The following is a 16,546-nucleotide window of genomic DNA, read 5'->3' on the forward strand; positions in this document are numbered from 1 at the left end:
ACGCTTGGGCGGGGCGCAAGGCGGCTGCGGCCTGAGGGCGGATGATGAGGTCGCATTAGGGGTTAAGTCTGGGCAAAGTGGCAACGCGACGGACTTTTGTCCATTTTTATCATTTTGCCGCCGCGCCAAGACACAGAATTTACCAAAGATTAGGGTTGTCAGGCGACTTCATAAGGCTGGCAAGGTAACTTGGGAGCCTGTGCGTGTTGTCCTCAGAACAAAAAGCAATCTGGCGCAAACGATTGAAATCTCCAACTGCGCTGTTTTTTTTGAGCGCGTTGGTGACGTGGCCAATTCTGACGAAATTGGAGGCTTTCGAAGTCTTTTATGAATTCAGCCGCACCCATGAAAGCTGGGAGATTGATGAAATCGCGCTTTTGGTCATCAATCTGACGATCGCGCTTGGTGCGTCGGTTTGGTACAAGTCTCGCAAGCTGAAACGGATTTCCGAGGTTCGGGAATCGGAGCGTGAGCGGGCTGAACAAAACGCTCGTCACGACCCGCTGACCGGTCTGATCAACCGCCGCGCCTTTTACGAGATACTCGAACAGGCCTCATTTGCCGGCGTGGCTTCGGACGCCGCGCAGTTTGTCGGTTTGGTCGATCTGGATCGGTTTAAGCCAGTGAATGATGTGCACGGACACGCGGCGGGAGATTTTGCGCTTTGTACGGTGGCTGATCGGTTGCGCGAAGAGGTCGGACATGGCGGACACGTTGCGCGGTTGGGCGGTGATGAATTTGTAATCTTGTTCGCGCCGGAAATGAACGCAGCGGATGTCGAGCGTGCGGCGCGCCGCATTCTTTGGAACGTTGCAGAACCTGTCCCGTTTGACGGGCTAAGCATTCTTGTTGGCGCCAGCATCGGTTTGGTGCAATGGGACAGCGCGCTTGGCTTGTCAGAAATGATGCGCCGGGCAGACCACGCTCTCTATCAGGTGAAGTTCAGTGGTCGCGGCTGTTTCGCGTGGTATGATTGCGACGCGGACCAACAAGCGTTGGAGCGGGCTGAAATCGCGACCGAGTTGAAGTCGGCGGTCCAGAACGACATCATCACTCCGTTTTACCAACCCATTGTGAATATCGGGACAGGGGAGCTTGTCGGGTTTGAAGTCTTGGCGCGTTGGATCCACCCGACCCGGGGCAATATCCCGCCCTTTACATTTATCTCGATCGCCGAAGACAACGGTCTGATCGGTAAGTTGGGCGTGAGCCTCCTGCGTCAAGCCTGTGTGGACGCGGCGAATTGGCCGGAGGCGCTGTCGATTTCGTTCAACGTATCGCCGATCCAGTTCCGAGACGCTGCGTTGGTGGAAAGCACCAAGAACGTCCTGAATGAAACGGGGTTCCAACCCGAGCGGTTGACCATCGAAATCACAGAAAGCTCGGTCATTGACGATGTGAATGTTGCCCGCCCGAAGATCGAGGCGTTCAAAGCGTTGGGCATTCAGATTGCTCTGGATGATTTTGGCACCGGTTACTCAAGCCTGTCATGTCTGCGCAGTTTGCCGTTTGACCGCATTAAGATCGATCGCAGTTTCGTGACGGACATTTCCACCCATCAGCAGAACCAACAGATCGTTTCAGGGATTCTGTCTCTGGCAAAGGGGCTGGACCTGGATGTGACCGCCGAAGGCATCGAAACGAGCGATGATCTTGCCTACCTTCAAGGGTCGTCGTGCTCGCTTGGCCAAGGTTTCTATTTTGAAAAGCCGATCCCGGCAGATCAGATCTCATGGCTTTTGGAGACGGAGTGGGCGGAGCACCGAGTGTTGTTGCCGCCAGCGGTCAAAGCTGTCGGCTAATTTCGCTGACTGATAAATACCGAGTATCCGGTGTGCCGCCGCGAGGCTTTTACGCGGGGCGGATCGCCATCGCGCGAGACAATTCGGAAAAGATTTCGTTGCCTGTTTCTGTCAGGACCATGATTTCTTCGAGCCGCACACCGAAATGACCCGCCACATAGATCCCCGGCTCGATGGAAAAGACGTTGCCGGCCTCTAGCACAACATCAGATGTCGCAGTGATGTAGGGCGGTTCGTGCACATCGACACCCAGGCCATGGCCCGTGCGGTGCAGGAAGAGATCGCCATAACCAGCGGTTGTGATTACATCGCGCGCAGCAGCGTCGACGTCGCGCGCCATAGCACCGGGTTTGGCGGCGGCCACTGCGGCCTGAACGGCCCGTTCTACGGTCTCAAAAACCTTTTGATATTCATCATTTGGCGCGCCGAAGAAACCGCATCGGGTCATGTCGGATGGGTACCCATCAAGGCGGCAGCCGGTGTCAATCAACACGGCCATGTCACGTTCCAGCCGAGTGTCACCGGTGTGGTGATGCGGGAAAGCGCCGTTCGCACCAAACCCGATGATGGTGAATTCCGGCGTGGCGCCATTTGCCTTGTAGTGGGCTCGGATGATGTCCTGAAGGTCGCGCTCGGTCATGCCTTCACGCAGGCTGTCAAAGGCAATCCGGACGGCGTCGTCGTTTAACAGATGTGCTGCCTTGATGGCGGCTTTTTCGCTGGCGTCTTTGCGGCTTCGCAGCAGGCCAACCGTGTCGTCGGTAAAGCGTCGGTATTGCGTCGGCACCGCGTCGGTGAGCCGGAACGCAAAATCGGCGCGCATGGTTTCGTCGATGACGATGGAGGGATCGGTGAGCACATCGATTTCCAAGTGTGCCAACAAATCCGTCAAAGCTTCGGCTGGACCCTCGTCATCGCGCCAAGTGAAGAACGGCAGGTCGGTCATTTGGGCAGCGCTGTCCGCGTTGAGCGACGGCATGAGGAAGCCGGCTTTGTCACGGCTCACCAAGAGCATAACCGGACGTTCGTCGCCGTGCGGGTTGACGCCAGAGAGCCATCCCATGTGGGTCGACGGGCCAAGCGCCACGAGATCGGTGTTGGTCTCGGCCATGCGTGTGCGCAGGGCGTCAATGCGGGCGGTGAAGATGGCGTCTGACATTGCGGGCTCCATTGAACGTTCGTTCATTTGTCGCGCAACTGGCAAACCGTTGCAATGAGATACGCACTTGATGGCAAGGATTTTGCCGAGATCTGTTTGTTGTCACTGACAGGGAGGAAGGAGGCTGGTAGACAAACAACCGACACAGGAGACAGCCCGATGAAACGTTCCCGCATCAATGAAATCATGTCAGAGGCGGATGAGATGATCCGTCACTATGGCTTTGTCTTGCCGCCGTTTGCCAAGTGGAGCCCGGATGAATTCGTTACCCACAAAGACGCGGCGCGTCACGTGATCGAGGCGCAATGCGGTTGGGATATTACCGACTATGGCGATGGGCGGTTTGACGAAATGGGCCTGTTTTTATTCACGCTGCGCAACGGCATGTTGGCCGATCTGCAACGCGGAGGCGGCATGTGCTATGCCGAAAAATTGTTGATCTCTCGTCAGGACCAGCTGAGCCCGATGCACACCCATGTCATCAAAGCCGAAGACATTATAAACCGAGGCGGGGCGACGTTGGTGGTGGAACTTTATGGCAGCGATGACGCGGGGGATTTCGCGGAGGACCGTGGTGGCGTTGTGATGTGCGACGGGATCAAGAAAGCCTTTGCGCCAGGGGAGAAATTGCAGTTTGCCCCTGGAGAGAGCGTGACCCTGATGCCCGGCGACTGGCACGCGTTCTGGGGCGAGGGGGGCGACGTGTTGATTGGGGAAGTGTCCACTGTGAACGACGACAGGACCGACAATATTTTTCGCGCGCCCATCGGCCGGTTTGCCGAAATCGAAGAAGATGTTGCGCCCACACATTTGTTGGTAAGCGACTATGAAGCGTGGTTGGGCTAAGGATTGTGCAAGGTTCCACCTCTTGGCACATAAAGTGTGCAAGCCATGATTGAATAATGCAATCCGCTGCTGCATTGTCCGCGCTATGGAATTCTTGGACTTCGGACATAACCCGTGGCTTGTGGCCGTTTCTTTTGTCGTAGCGCTTGTCGCAGGCGCCACCGGCCTTTCATTGACGCGGGACCTTTCAGAAAAGTCGGTGCCACAGCGTAAGTTGGCCATCGCGCTAGGGGCCGTCGCGTTGGGCGGCGGGATTTGGTCGATGCACTTTGTGGCGATGCTGGGTCTGAAACTGCCGATCTTGTTCTACTATGACGCCGCCATCACTCTGGCGTCTGCTCTGATCGCAATCTTGATGGTGGCGCTTGCGTTGGTGTTGCTGCATTTCGTGCAGCGCACACCGATCACCATAGCGGCGGCGGGGGCGATTGTCGGCGCAGGCATTCTGACCATGCACTATGTCGGCATGGCAGGCATGCAGGTGTGTCGCCCTATTTATACCGTGTCCGGTGTGATCGGGTCTTCGGTTTTGGCTATTGCGCTTTGCATTCTGGCGATCGGGGTTGCCTATGGCGTGCGGTCCAACCGGACCATCGTGATTGGAACCCTATGTTTCGGTGTGGCTGTATTTTCGGTACACTTTCTGGCCATGCAAGGGACAAATTTTGTGGCGCTCGACAATATTCGCGAGTTTGGCCCGATGATCAATAATGAGGTCATGGCCGTGGGCGTGATCCTGTCGAGCTTCGTGATATTTGGCGCCTTTTTATGGGTTGGGACGACCTATCTTGTTCCAGCGCAAGCGGATGTGTCGGAGCTGTCGCCGTCCGACCCAGCCCCCTCGGAGCCTGCGATGGCGCGCATTCCCTGTGAACGAGACGGCGGCAAGGTTTTTATCGCGGCGACAGATGTGGTGTTCGTGCGCGCCGATGGGCACTACACCCAAGTTTACACGAAGACGGACAAATACTTCTGTGTTTGGCCGATCACCGAAGCGGTCAAACGGCTGGTGCCATGTGGGTTTTTGCGGGTGCACCGCAGCTATCTCGTGAACCCGAAGAAGGTCGTGCGATTTGAGCGCAGCAAAGACAAAGGGCAATGCACCTTTGGCGAAGGTGATTTGCCACCGGTGCCGGTCAGTCGCTCCAACCTCAAAGAGGCGCAGACCGCCTTTGGGTGAGTAAGGCCAGCCGCGCAGGCGCAATTCGTGTGGGTTGAGGCGCATTTCGTGCAAAATGCGCGATAACAAGTTGCTATCTAAAGAATTAAGCCAGCTGCGGATGCAGCCTCCTGGCAGCGAGAACAATTGCTTAAGGGAGGAGAGGCAATGATTCCAGCAGCCTTTGAATATTATAGGCCCAAGGATATGGCGGGCGTCTTGTCCGTTCTTGAGGAACATGGAGATGATGCGCGCGTCGTGGCGGGGGGGCACAGCCTTATCCCGATGATGAAGCTGCGCATGGCCGAAGTGCCGCACCTGATCGACTTGCAGGATGTGGCCGGATTGACCGGCATCTCGATTGATGCGGGACGCATTCGCATCGGAGCGATGACGACCCAGCATGAAATTATCAACCACGCCGGCCTGACAGATGCAGCCCCAATCATGCGCGAGGCGTCGCTTCAGATTGCCGATCCGCAGGTGCGCTATATGGGCACGGTTGGCGGCAACGTCGCCAATGGCGATCCGGGCAACGACATGCCGGGATTGATGCAATGCCTTGATGCTACTTTCATCTTGGTGGGACCGGATGGCGAACGCTCGGTTGCCGCGCGCGACTTTTATGAAGCTGCGTACATGACGGACCGCGCGGACGACGAGGTTCTGACTGCAGTCGAATTTGCCGCGCCCAATGCCGGGTATGCCTACGAGAAACAGAAGCGCAAGATTGGGGATTATGCGACGGCGGCGGCCGCTGTGCTGATCACCAAAGAGGGCGGCGCATGCGCGTCAGCCTCGATTGCGATGACCAACCTGAGCGACACGCCGGTTTACTCGGCTGACGCGGGGGCGGCCCTTGTCGGGTCGTCTTTGGATGATGCGTCCATGAAAGCCGCTGTAGACGCCATGTTGGGTGACATCGACCCGACAGAGGACAACCGTGGCCCGGTTGAATTCAAACGCCATGCAGCGTCGGTCATCCTGCGTCGCGCCATCGAAAACGCCTGGGACAGGGCCTGACCTGAGCCTGAGGAGAGAGAACATGTCGAACAAAAAACACTTTAAACTGACCGTGAACGGTGAAGAGCAAGAGTTTCTGGCCGAGCCGCGTGAACTGTTGATCCACACATTGCGGGAGCGTCTGCGTCAAACGGGTCCTCACATTGGCTGCGAGACGTCGCATTGCGGTGCTTGCACGGTGACGATGAACGGAAAATCGGTGAAAGCTTGCACCGTGTTTGTCGCCCAAGCCGATGGCGCTGACATCACCACAATCGAAGGTCTGGGCAATCCTGATAACCTGCACGTGCTGCAGGAGTCGTTCAAAGAGCACCACGGTTTGCAGTGCGGTTTTTGCACGCCGGGTATGATCACCCGCGCGTCCAAACTGTTGGAAGAGAACCCGACACCAACCGAAGAAGAAGTTCGGTTTGGCATGGCCGGCAACATCTGCCGCTGCACCGGGTATCAGAACATCGTGAAATCCATCCTTGCTGCGGCGAGTGAGATGAATGCAGCCAAGGAGGCGGCAGAATGAACAAGGAGCTAACCCGCGAGGAACGCACCGATGCGCTGGGCGGCATGGGCTGCAAGCGCAAACGCGTAGAGGATGCCCGTTTTACCCAAGGCAAAGGCAACTATGTCGATGACATCCAGCTGCCTGGCATGTTGCAGGGTGACTTTGTGCGCTCGCCCTATGCGCATGCACGCGTCAAATCGATCGACAGCAGCGCCGCAATGGCTTTGGATGGTGTGATTGCCGTTCTGACGGCCGAAGATCTGGCGCCGCTGGGGCTGCACTGGATGCCGACGCTGGCTGGTGACAAGCAGATGGTTCTGGCCGACGGCAAAGTGCTGTTTCAAGGACAGGAAGTCGCCTTTGTGGTCGCCAAAGACCGCTATATCGCGGCCGACGCTGTGGAGCTGGTCGAAGTGGATTACGAAGAACTTCCGGTTCTGACAGATCCGTTTGCTGCGATGGAATCCGACGTGGTCCTGCGTGAGGATCTGCTTGGTGACGGCGGCAGCCTGCCGGACGGCGCGCATGGCCCGCGCAAACACCCCAACCATATTTTCACGTGGGAAGTGGGCGAGAAAGACGCCACCGAACAGGTGTTGGACGAAGCCGATGTGGTGGCCGAAGAAACGGTTTACTACCACCGCACACACCCGTGCCCGCTTGAAACCTGTGGCTGCGTGGCGTCGATGGACAAGGTCAACGGCAAGCTGACGTTGCATGGCACGTTTCAGGCACCGCACGCGATCCGCACCGTGGTCAGCCTGATTTCCGGGATTGAAGAGCACAACATCCGTGTGATTTCGCCCGACATCGGCGGCGGTTTTGGCAACAAGGTTGGGGCCTATCCCGGCTATGTTTGCTCGGTGGTGGCTTCTATCGTGACCGGCGTTCCGGTCAAGTGGGTCGAGGACCGGATGGAGAACCTGATGACCACCGCATTTGCGCGTGATTATCACATGACCGGCAAGATTTCGGCCACCAAAGAAGGCAAGATCACCGGTCTTCATTGTCATGTGACAGCGGATCATGGTGGCTTTGACGCTTGTGCGGACCCGACCAAATTCCCTGCGGGTTTCATGAACATCTGCACGGGCTCCTATGACATCCCAACGGCCTATTTGGCGGTGGACGGTGTCTATACCAACAAAGCGCCGGGCGGGGTCAGCTATCGCTGTTCTTTCCGCGTGACGGAAGCCGCGTACTTCATCGAGCGCATGGTCGAAGTTCTGGCGATCGAGTTGAGCATGGACGCGGCCGAGCTGCGTCGGATCAACTTTATCAAAAAAGAGCAGTTCCCGTATCAGTCCGCCCTTGGGTGGGAGTACGACTCCGGCGACTATCACACTGCTTGGGATAAGGCGCTGAAGGCTGTGGACTATGACGGTCTGCGGGCCGAGCAAGCCCAGCGTGTCGAGGAGTTCAAAGCTGGCAAGACCCGCAAGTTGATGGGCGTTGGCCTGACGCATTTCACCGAAATCGTCGGGGCTGGTCCGGTCAAGAATTGCGACATTCTGGGCCTTGGCATGTTTGACAGTTGCGAAATTCGCATCCACCCGACGGGGTCTGCGATTGCCCGTCTTGGCACGATCTCGCAAGGTCAGGGTCACGCCACAACCTTTGCGCAGATCCTTGCAACCGAGATCGGCCTGCCAGCGGACAGCATCACGATTGAGGAGGGCGACACCGATACGGCACCGTATGGTTTGGGCACTTATGGGTCACGATCTACACCGGTTGCTGGTGCGGCCACGGCGATGGCGGGGCGCAAAATCCGCGCCAAGGCGCAGATGATCGCGGCCTATCTGCTGGAAGTGCACGATGATGATGTTGAATTCGACGTGGATCGGTTTGTGATCAAAGGCGCGCCTGAGAAGTTCAAGACGATGAAGGAAATTGCCTTCGCCGCCTACAATCAGGCCATTCCGGGCATCGAGCCAGGTCTGGAAGCGGTCAGCTACTATGATCCGCCCAACATGACCTATCCGTTTGGCGCTTATGTCTGTGTCATGGACATCGATGTGGATACCGGTGTGACAGACATCCGCCGCTTCTACGCGCTGGATGACTGCGGCACGCGCATCAACCCGATGATCATCGAAGGACAAGTGCATGGTGGATTGACCGAGGCGCTGGCCGTCGCGTTGGGTCAAGAGATTGCCTATGACGACATGGGCAACGTCAAGACCGGAACGTTGATGGACTTCTTCCTGCCGACAGCGTGGGAAGTTCCCAACTATGAGACCGATCACACCGTGACCCCCAGCCCGCACCACCCGATTGGTGCCAAGGGTGTGGGTGAAAGCCCCCATGTAGGTGGTGTGCCTTGCTTCTCCAATGCGGTGAATGATGCTTTCCGTGCCTTTGGCCTGCGTCACACAAACATGCCGCATGACCATTGGCGGATCTGGAAGACTGCCAATGATCTGGGTCTGCACGGCTAAACATTTGGCGCGCGCGGTCTTGGGGCTGCGCGCGCCTCCAAAGACTTGAGGCTCTCATGACCTGGACTGATCTGCAAACTGCCCTGGCGGCACAGAATTACGTGGCATCCGACGATTTGTCTGTGTCGTTGCATCTGGCGCTGTCGCTGCAACGCCCGCTTCTGCTTGAAGGGGCTGCCGGTGTCGGCAAGACCGAGGTCGCACGTGTTCTCGCAGCTGCGCAAGACACTAAGCTGATCCGCTTGCAGTGTTACGAAGGGCTGGACGCGTCGCAGGCGATTTATGAATGGAACTATCAGCGTCAATTGCTGGCAATTCGCGCCTCGTCTGAGGCGGGCGAAACCGGCAAAGAGGTCGAAGACCGCATCTTTTCGCGGGACTACTTGCTGGAGCGTCCTTTGCTGGCGGCGATCACGCAAGAAACGTCGCCGGTGCTGTTGATTGATGAAATTGACCGGGCGGATGAAGAATTTGAGGCTTTTTTGTTGGAAGTCCTTGCGGATTATCAAATCACCGTACCGGAGCTTGGCACCATTCCCGCGACCAGCGTGCCGACCGTTATCCTGACGTCAAACGGCACCCGCGACTTGTCGGATGCGTTGCGGCGTCGGTGTCTGTTTGCCTATGTCGAGTATCCCGACCGCGCGACGGAATTGGCGATCCTGCAAGCACGGTGTTCAGGGATTGAAACCCGGCTTGCGGATCAAATCATCGGCTTTGTGCAGAACCTGCGCAAAGAGGAGCTGGAAAAAACACCGGGCATTGCTGAGACATTGGATTTTGCCGCCGCTCTGGCAGGGCTGGGCATTGCGGATCTGACTACAGATCCCGTCACCTTGCAGGCCACGCTGACAACGCTGCTGAAAACCCAAAGCGACCGCGCCCATATCACCACCGAAGTTGCACAGCGCCTTGCTGGGAAAGCGGCATGAGCCGTGTTACCCGCTTTGCGGGTCGTGACCCCGGTGCCTCGGCGCGTATGTCGGGATTTATGGCCCACTTGCGCGAGAACGGTCTGCGTCTTGGTGTGCAGGAAACAGAAACGGCGCTGTCGGCACTGACATTTGTTGAGGCAGCAAGTCCGGACCAAACACGCCATGCTCTGAAGGCTGTCTTCACCGGCTGCAAGGACGAGGCGCTGCGGTTTGACGCGCTGTTTGACGCCTTTTGGATGGACGCAGGCCGCGTCCGCCAAAAGGTGATCCCCAAGACTATGCCCCCCGCCAAAGGTGATGACAGCGTGAAGTCGTCACGCGACGCGAAAGGCAAAGATGCTGGAGGCGCCGGAGAAGCGACCGCGCCTGAAGGCGGCAGCGGTGAAGCGGATAGTGATGGCGAAGGCAAGCTGATTGCCACGGAGGTGCGCAACCTGTCGCGTCGCGACCTGCGCGATCTGGTGCGGCCCGAAGAGATTGCGGAGGCAGAAGCCGTTGCGCGCCGCCTTGGTCTGGCATTGCGCGACCGCCGCTCACGCCGTCGTGTCGCAGCCCGCAGAGGCGACCGGCTGCATTTCCGCAAGACCATCCGCCGCAGCCTTGCGACAGGCGGCGAGCCGGTGCGCCTGATTAAACGCAAACGCCCTGACCGCAGCCGAAAGATCGTCACACTTTGCGACGTGTCCGGGTCGATGAGTGTTTATGCGCAGGTATTTCTGGCATTCCTCGCGGGGCTGATGCGCAGCGATCCCACTGCGGACGCGTATCTTTTCCACACTCGGCTTGTGCGCATCACCGAAGCCTTGCGCGACAAGGACGCGATGCGCGCCATTGGGCGGATGTCGTTGATGGCAGACGGGTTTGGGGGTGGTTCGAAAATCGGCGAGAGCCTTGAGACTTTTGCCAACACCTATGCCCGCAAATTTGTCGATGGGCGATCTGTGGTCATGATTTTCTCGGATGGTTACGACACATCTGATCCGGATCGCTTGGGCACCGCATTGGCCACATTGCGCAAACGAGGGTGTCGGGTCATCTGGCTCAACCCGCTCAAGGGTTGGAAGGATTACGCTCCGGTTGCCGCTGGCATGGCCGCGGCGCTTCCGTATTTGGACCGTTTTGCCGCGGCCAACACTTTGGAGGATCTTGTTGCATTGGAAAAGGAACTGGTGACGCTATGACCCCCGCAGAGTTTATGGATGCCGACTTGGCGCAAACGGTTAGTGCGCTGCGCGACAAGGACGAACCGTTTGCCTTTGCCACCATCGTGCGCACCGCCGGCACCACGGCCGCAAAACCCGGCGCCAAGGCAATCATTGGCGCGGATGGGACCATTCTCAATGGATTTCTTGGCGGCGGGTGCACGCGCGGCGCTGTCAAACGTGCCACGCTCATCGCACTTAATTCTGGCGCGCCGCAATTGGTGTCTGTCGCCCCCGAAGATTTCCTGAACGACATCGGGGTCAGCGCGGGGGCGATGGTGGACGGTGTGACCTATGCCCGCAACGGCTGTCCGTCTCGCGGCACGATTGATATTTTCATAGAACCGTGCCTGCCGATGCCTGAGTTGACCGTACTTGGTGCGTCGCCTGTGGCCGAAGCGCTTGCGGAATTGGCGCCGCATTTTCACTGGTCGGTATCGCGGGCTGTGGAGGCACCGGCAATAGTGGGGAAGTTACAGGCCACCGTTGTCGCCACTCAGGGACAAGGCGATCTGGATGCCCTGCGTGCCGCGCTCGGGCAAAGCGCAAGTTATGTGGCGTTTGTTGGCAGCCATAAAAAGTATGCCTCTTTGTCGAAAAAGCTTGCGGACGCAGGCGTGTCCCAAAGCGACATCGACCGGGTCGTGGCGCCTGCGGGGCTTGATATTGGTGCTGTGACGCCTGAGGAAATCGCGCTCTCGATCCTTGGCGAATTGATCCAAATACGCCGAAGAGATCTGGAAAGGAGGCCGTAATGCGCAAGCTGCTACACCGCATGGCCCGTCGTTTGATGCCTTCTGCCGAGCAGGCCGAGGTGCTGGCCAAGATCAAATTCCCCTGTTGCTGACGTTAGAAAGAAAGGAAATGCCATGGAATTGGCTGACGAAATCACAATCAATGCACCCATAGAGGTGGTTTATGCCGCCCTGAATGATCCGGATATTTTGAAGCAATGTATCCCTGGTTGTGAGGAACTGATCAAGAAATCCGACACCGAGTTGGAAGCCAAAGTTGTCTTGAAGGTGGGGCCGGTCAAAGCCAAATTCAGCGGCGATGTGGTGCTGAACACGGAAGGTGCACCGGACGCATTTTCCCTGACGGGTCAAGGCAACGGCGGCGCTGCGGGACATGCCAAAGGCGGCGCGGATGTTGTATTGGTCACCGAAGGCGATCAGACCATTTTGAGATATGAAGCCAAAGCTCAGATCGGTGGGAAACTGGCACAGCTGGGCAGCCGTTTGATTCAAAGCACGGCCAAGAAACTGGCTGCTAAGTTCTTCAAATCATTTGCGGATGTCGTGGCGGAAGACCCCGTCGCCTGAGCCAATTGCTGGCAGATCGGCCCGTGCCTTGGGGTGAAGGCCGATCTGCTGCTTTTTGAGGGTCCTGAGCTTGGAAAAGATGGCAAGTTTTGCCGCCGTACGGATACGGTCACCAAAAGGACATGGGGCTTTGCCCCTTTTGGCCTTTGGCCAATTCACCCCAGGATATTTGAGGCAAAAGGAAGAGGCGGGCGGGCCTGATTAGCGCGGCAGCGCGGCGGCGGCGCGGGCGAGGGCTTCGATCTCGTCCCATTTGCCGCCTTTGACCAATGCAGAGGGCGCGACCCAGCTGCCACCTGCGCAGATGATATTGGGCAGGCTTAGGTAGTCCGCCGCGTTTTGCGGGTTTACGCCACCGGTCGGGCAGAAGCTGATTTGTGGCAAGGGACTGGCAAGGGATCCGAGGAACTTGGCGCCGCCTGCGGCTTCGGCTGGAAAGAATTTCAACATGTCATAGCCGCGTTCCAGAAGCGCCATCGCCTCTGACGCGCTGGCGGCACCGGGCAACAGCGGCAAGCCTTCGGCCTCGCAGGCATCCAGCAGCGTGTCGGTTGCACCCGGGGAGACGCCGAAAGTGGCGCCAGCGTCCTTGGCAGCTTTGACATCATCGGGTGTCAACAATGTGCCCGCACCAACCATGCCGCCTTTGACTTCGGCCATCGCGGCGATCACGTCCAGTGCGGCCGGTGTGCGCAAGGTGACTTCGAGGGCTGGCAAACCACCTGCGACCAGAGCTTCTGCCAGCGGTTTGGCGTGGGCCACGTCATGCACAACAAGCACGGGGACAATGGGGGCGGCTTCGCAAATTCTGCGGGCTTCAACAGAGGCTTGCTGTGGGGTGATGGGCATAGTGTCAGGCTCCAAAAACGGTTGCGCCGGTGTCGGCAGATGTCACGGCGTTGCGAAACAGGCCGAAGAGTTCGCGGCCTGTTCCATGTTGATAGGCGGACAGATCGGCGGTGACCACGTCGCGGTCAAGGAAATCCTCGGCGAGCACTTCGAGCGTGCCTGAGGTGGCATCCACGCGCACAATGTCACCGTCGCGCAGTTTGGCGATTGGGCCGCCATCGAGCGCTTCGGGGACCACGTGGATCGCGGAAGGGATTTTGCCAGACGCACCGGACATGCGCCCGTCGGTGACAAGCGCCACTTTTTGGCCGCGACCCTGCATGATCGACAGGAACGGCGTCATGGAATGCAGTTCGGGCATACCGTTGGCTTTGGGGCCTTGGAAGCGGACGACAATCACCACATCTTCGGTCAGCTCGCCTGCCTTGAAAGCCTCTTTGGCTTCGTTCTGGTCGTGAAAAATGCGCGCAGGGGCCTCGATCACCCGGTTTTCAGTCGCCACAGCGGAGACTTTCATCACGCCGGTGCCGAGGTTGCCGGTCAAGCGGGACAGGCCGCCGGTTTCCTGAAAAGGGTTGTCGGCGGGCCGCACGATTTGCTCGTTCAGGCTGTCTTTGGGGCCGTCGCGCCACGTAAGCGCGCCATCTTCCAAGAAGGGCTCGGAGGTGTAGCTGCCAAGGCCGGCGCCAGTGACGGTCTTGGTGTCGTCGTGCAGATAGCCCGCACCCAAGAGTTGGCCGATCATGTAGCCAAGCCCGCCGGCGGCGTGGAAATGGTTCACGTCTGCCAAGCCGTTGGGATAGACGCGGGCGATCAGGGGCACCACGTCAGACAGGTCTGCGAAGTCCTGCCAGTCAAGGATCACGCCGCCCGCACGGGCCATGGCGATCAGGTGGATCAGCAAGTTGGTAGAGCCGCCCGTGGCCATAAGGCCAACGATGCCGTTTGCGTAAGCTTTCTCGTCCAGCACCTCACATACCGGCGTGTAGTCGTTGCCAAGTGCCGACAGAGACAGCGCGCGTTTGGCGCCCTCGCGGGTTAGGGCGTCGCGCAGGTCCGTGCCCGGGGTCACAAAAGAGGAGCCTGGCAAATGAAGCCCCATGAATTCCATCAACATCTGGTTGGTGTTGGCCGTGCCATAGAACGTGCAGGTGCCGGGGCCGTGGTAAGCGGACATTTCGGATTTCAGGAGCTCATCACGTCCAATTTCGCCAGCGGCGAATTTCTTGCGAACCTCTGATTTCTCGTCGTTGGAGATGCCTGAGGTCATCGGGCCTGCGGGTAGGAAGACCGCCGGAAGATGGCCAAACGCCTGCGCACCGATGATGAGGCCGGGAACGATCTTGTCGCAAACGCCAAGGAAGACGGTGGCGTCAAAGACGTTGTGCGACAGCGCCACGCCGACACCCATCGCGATCGCATCACGCGAGAACAGAGAGAGCTCCATGCCCGCTTCGCCTTGGGTGATGCCATCACACATTGCTGGGACGCCGCCCGCAACCTGTGCGGTGCCGCCAATGGTACGGACTGCCTCTTTTATGGCCGCAGGGTAGGCCTCAAACGGCTGATGCGCCGACAGCATATCGTTGTAGGCAGTGATGATACCAAGGTGACCAGCGTCCTGAGTTGCGAGCGCGTCTTGGTCTTCGCCGGTTGCGGCATATGTGTGGGCCTGACCAGAACACGACAGATGCGCGCGGGCGGGGCCCTGTTTGCGGGCTTGTGCCATACGCGCAAGATAAGCAGTGCGGGTCGGCCCGCTGCGAGCGATGATGCGGTCTGTAACCGCCTGCAATGTTGGGTGGATCGGCATGGGAGCCTTCCTTCCTGATAAATCGCGTCTGTTTGGTTGCGTCAGGCGCCGATTGGACGCCAACGGCGCCCGTCACGGTGCAAGAGCATAAGGGCTTCTTCGGGGCCGGAACTGCCGACATCATAAGGCACGGGGCGCTTGCCGTTTTCTTGCCAGTTGGCGATCAGCGGATCCGCCCAACCCCAAGCGGCCTCGACTTCGTCTCCGCGCATGAACAACGTCTGGTCCCCGCGGATCACATCCATGATCAGGCGTTCATAGGCGTCTTGCGTGTTCAAGTCAGAACCAAGCGCGTCGGCAAAGGTCATGTCCATATCGACCTCAGTCAGGCGCATGCCGCCAGGACCGGGTTCTTTGATGGTGGTGCGCAGCGTGATGCCTTCGTCCGGTTGTAGACGAATTATCAGCGCGTTGCCTTTGCGCCCCTCCATCGGATTGGGGAAAATCATGTGCGGCGGGTCGCGGAAAACCACGGTGATTTCGCTGACACGGTCGCGCAGGCGTTTGCCGGTACGCAGATAAAACGGCGTCCCCGCCCACCGCCAGTTGGCAATCTTGAGCTTCATGGCGACGAAGCTTTCGGTGGTGCTGTTGTCGTTGTCTACATCTTCAAAATAGCTGGGTGCATCACGACCTGCGCGATATTGGCCACGCACGATGTCTTCGCTTTTGACTGGATCAAGCGCTTCGATCACCTTGACCTTTTCGTCGCGGACCGAGTTGGAGGCAAATTTGGAAGGCGGCTCCATCGCGGTGAGGCACAAGAGTTGCATCAGGTGGTTTTGCACCATGTCCCGCATTGCGCCGGATTGATCGTAGTAGCCGCCACGCCCGCCCACGCCGAGGCTTTCGGCGACGGTGATTTGGACATGGTCGATGTGGGTGGAATTCCACAGTGGTTCAAACAGAGAGTTGGCAAAGCGCAAAGCCATGAGGTTTTGGACGGTTTCTTTGCCCAGATAGTGGTCGATGCGATAGATTTGGTGTTCGGAAAAATGGCGCAACAAATCGGTGTTCAGCGCTTGGGCAGAGGCGAGATCGTGGCCAAAAGGCTTTTCCACAACTATGCGGCTTTCGGGTGTGGCGACGCCGTGGGTGCTGAGGCGTTCGGCGATGGCCCCAAAAAGCGAGGGTGACACCGACAAGTAGAACGTGCGGATCACATCGTCGCGCAAGATGCCTTTGAGCGCGCCCCAACCAGTGTCGCCCATAGCGTCGATATGGACATATTCCAACCGGTCAAGAAAGGCCGTGAGCATATCGACAGGACGATGTTCTTCGTCGAGAAATTCAGTGAGGGCAGCGCCAATCACTTTGCGGAATTCGACGCTGTCAAAGTCGGAGCGGGCGGAGCCGATGATGCGCGCGCCTTCGGGCATTTGGCCCGATTTGAAGCGCAGGAACAGGCCCGGCAGGATCTTGCGCCGGGCCAGATCGCCCGTCGCCCCGAAGATCACCAGATCAAAGGGAGACACCGGGATGACGCGAGCGACCAT

14 protein-coding genes are annotated in these 16,546 nt (G+C 58.4%); 10 read left to right on the forward strand and 4 right to left on the reverse strand.

The genetic code is table 11. The features are described 5' to 3' along the window. The first annotated feature begins 281 nt into the window (after window positions 1-281). Window positions 282-1,802: a putative bifunctional diguanylate cyclase/phosphodiesterase gene (locus SHIM_RS11390; RefSeq protein ID WP_193749911.1), complete on the forward strand. Its 1,521-nt coding sequence runs from the start codon at window positions 282-284 to the stop codon at window positions 1,800-1,802. A gap of 49 nt (window positions 1,803-1,851) precedes the next feature. Here SHIM_RS11390 and SHIM_RS11395 read toward each other — a convergent pair whose 3' ends face one another. Beyond that, window positions 1,852-2,961, reverse strand: coding sequence for a M24 family metallopeptidase (locus SHIM_RS11395; RefSeq protein WP_054002958.1), 1,110 nt, complete (start codon window positions 2,959-2,961; stop codon window positions 1,852-1,854). 159 nt (window positions 2,962-3,120) lie between these two features. On the opposite strand from SHIM_RS11395, the gene SHIM_RS11400 reads away from it, so the two are divergent. From SHIM_RS11400 to SHIM_RS11440, 9 genes are all read left to right on the forward strand, one after another. After that, window positions 3,121-3,807, forward strand: coding sequence for a D-lyxose/D-mannose family sugar isomerase (locus SHIM_RS11400; RefSeq protein WP_054002959.1), 687 nt, complete (start codon window positions 3,121-3,123; stop codon window positions 3,805-3,807). Window positions 3,808-3,892: 85 nt separating this feature from the next. Then, entirely contained in the window at window positions 3,893-4,987 is a 1,095-nt protein-coding gene (locus SHIM_RS11405) for an MHYT domain-containing protein (protein WP_054002758.1), read from the forward strand. Between the two features lie 147 nt (window positions 4,988-5,134). Next, window positions 5,135-5,989, forward strand: a complete 855-nt coding sequence (locus SHIM_RS11410; protein ID WP_054002759.1) for an FAD binding domain-containing protein — start codon at window positions 5,135-5,137, stop codon at window positions 5,987-5,989. 22 nt (window positions 5,990-6,011) lie between these two features. Continuing rightward, a complete protein-coding gene (locus SHIM_RS11415) occupies window positions 6,012-6,506 on the forward strand; it encodes a (2Fe-2S)-binding protein (protein ID WP_054002760.1) in 495 nt (164 codons plus the stop codon). Then, window positions 6,503-8,929: an aerobic carbon-monoxide dehydrogenase large subunit gene (locus tag SHIM_RS11420; protein ID WP_054002761.1), complete on the forward strand. Its 2,427-nt coding sequence runs from the start codon at window positions 6,503-6,505 to the stop codon at window positions 8,927-8,929. The genes SHIM_RS11415 and SHIM_RS11420 overlap by 4 nt, the downstream gene beginning before the upstream one ends. Before the next feature lie 56 nt (window positions 8,930-8,985). Further along, window positions 8,986-9,861 (forward strand): AAA family ATPase, encoded by an 876-nt coding sequence (locus SHIM_RS11425; RefSeq protein ID WP_054002762.1) that lies wholly within the window; start codon window positions 8,986-8,988, stop codon window positions 9,859-9,861. Next, window positions 9,858-11,045 carry a vWA domain-containing protein gene (locus tag SHIM_RS11430; RefSeq protein WP_054002763.1) on the forward strand — a complete coding sequence of 396 codons (1,188 nt, stop codon included), beginning with the start codon at window positions 9,858-9,860 and terminating at the stop codon, window positions 11,043-11,045. Before SHIM_RS11425 ends, SHIM_RS11430 begins: the two co-directional genes overlap by 4 nt. Then, window positions 11,042-11,821 carry an XdhC family protein gene (locus SHIM_RS11435; RefSeq protein ID WP_054002764.1) on the forward strand — a complete coding sequence of 260 codons (780 nt, stop codon included), beginning with the start codon at window positions 11,042-11,044 and terminating at the stop codon, window positions 11,819-11,821. Before SHIM_RS11430 ends, SHIM_RS11435 begins: the two co-directional genes overlap by 4 nt. 114 nt (window positions 11,822-11,935) lie before the next feature. After that, window positions 11,936-12,388 carry a CoxG family protein gene (locus SHIM_RS11440; protein ID WP_054002765.1) on the forward strand — a complete coding sequence of 151 codons (453 nt, stop codon included), beginning with the start codon at window positions 11,936-11,938 and terminating at the stop codon, window positions 12,386-12,388. A 201-nt stretch (window positions 12,389-12,589) separates the two neighbouring features. Here SHIM_RS11440 and eda read toward each other — a convergent pair whose 3' ends face one another. The 3 genes from eda to zwf are packed head-to-tail and all read right to left on the reverse strand — an operon-like array spanning window position 12,590 to window position 16,546. Beyond that, window positions 12,590-13,237, reverse strand: coding sequence for a bifunctional 4-hydroxy-2-oxoglutarate aldolase/2-dehydro-3-deoxy-phosphogluconate aldolase (gene eda / locus SHIM_RS11445; protein WP_054002766.1), 648 nt, complete (start codon window positions 13,235-13,237; stop codon window positions 12,590-12,592). A gap of 4 nt (window positions 13,238-13,241) precedes the next feature. Further along, complete coding sequence (gene edd / locus SHIM_RS11450; protein WP_054002767.1) at window positions 13,242-15,050, reverse strand: phosphogluconate dehydratase; 1,809 nt, start codon at window positions 15,048-15,050, stop codon at window positions 13,242-13,244. 41 nt (window positions 15,051-15,091) lie between these two features. Further along, window positions 15,092-16,546, reverse strand: a complete 1,455-nt coding sequence (zwf, locus tag SHIM_RS11455; RefSeq protein ID WP_054002768.1) for a glucose-6-phosphate dehydrogenase — start codon at window positions 16,544-16,546, stop codon at window positions 15,092-15,094.

The organism is Shimia sp. SK013, assembly GCF_001292625.1.
In the GTDB taxonomy this organism is placed as follows: Bacteria; Pseudomonadota; Alphaproteobacteria; order Rhodobacterales; family Rhodobacteraceae; genus Shimia.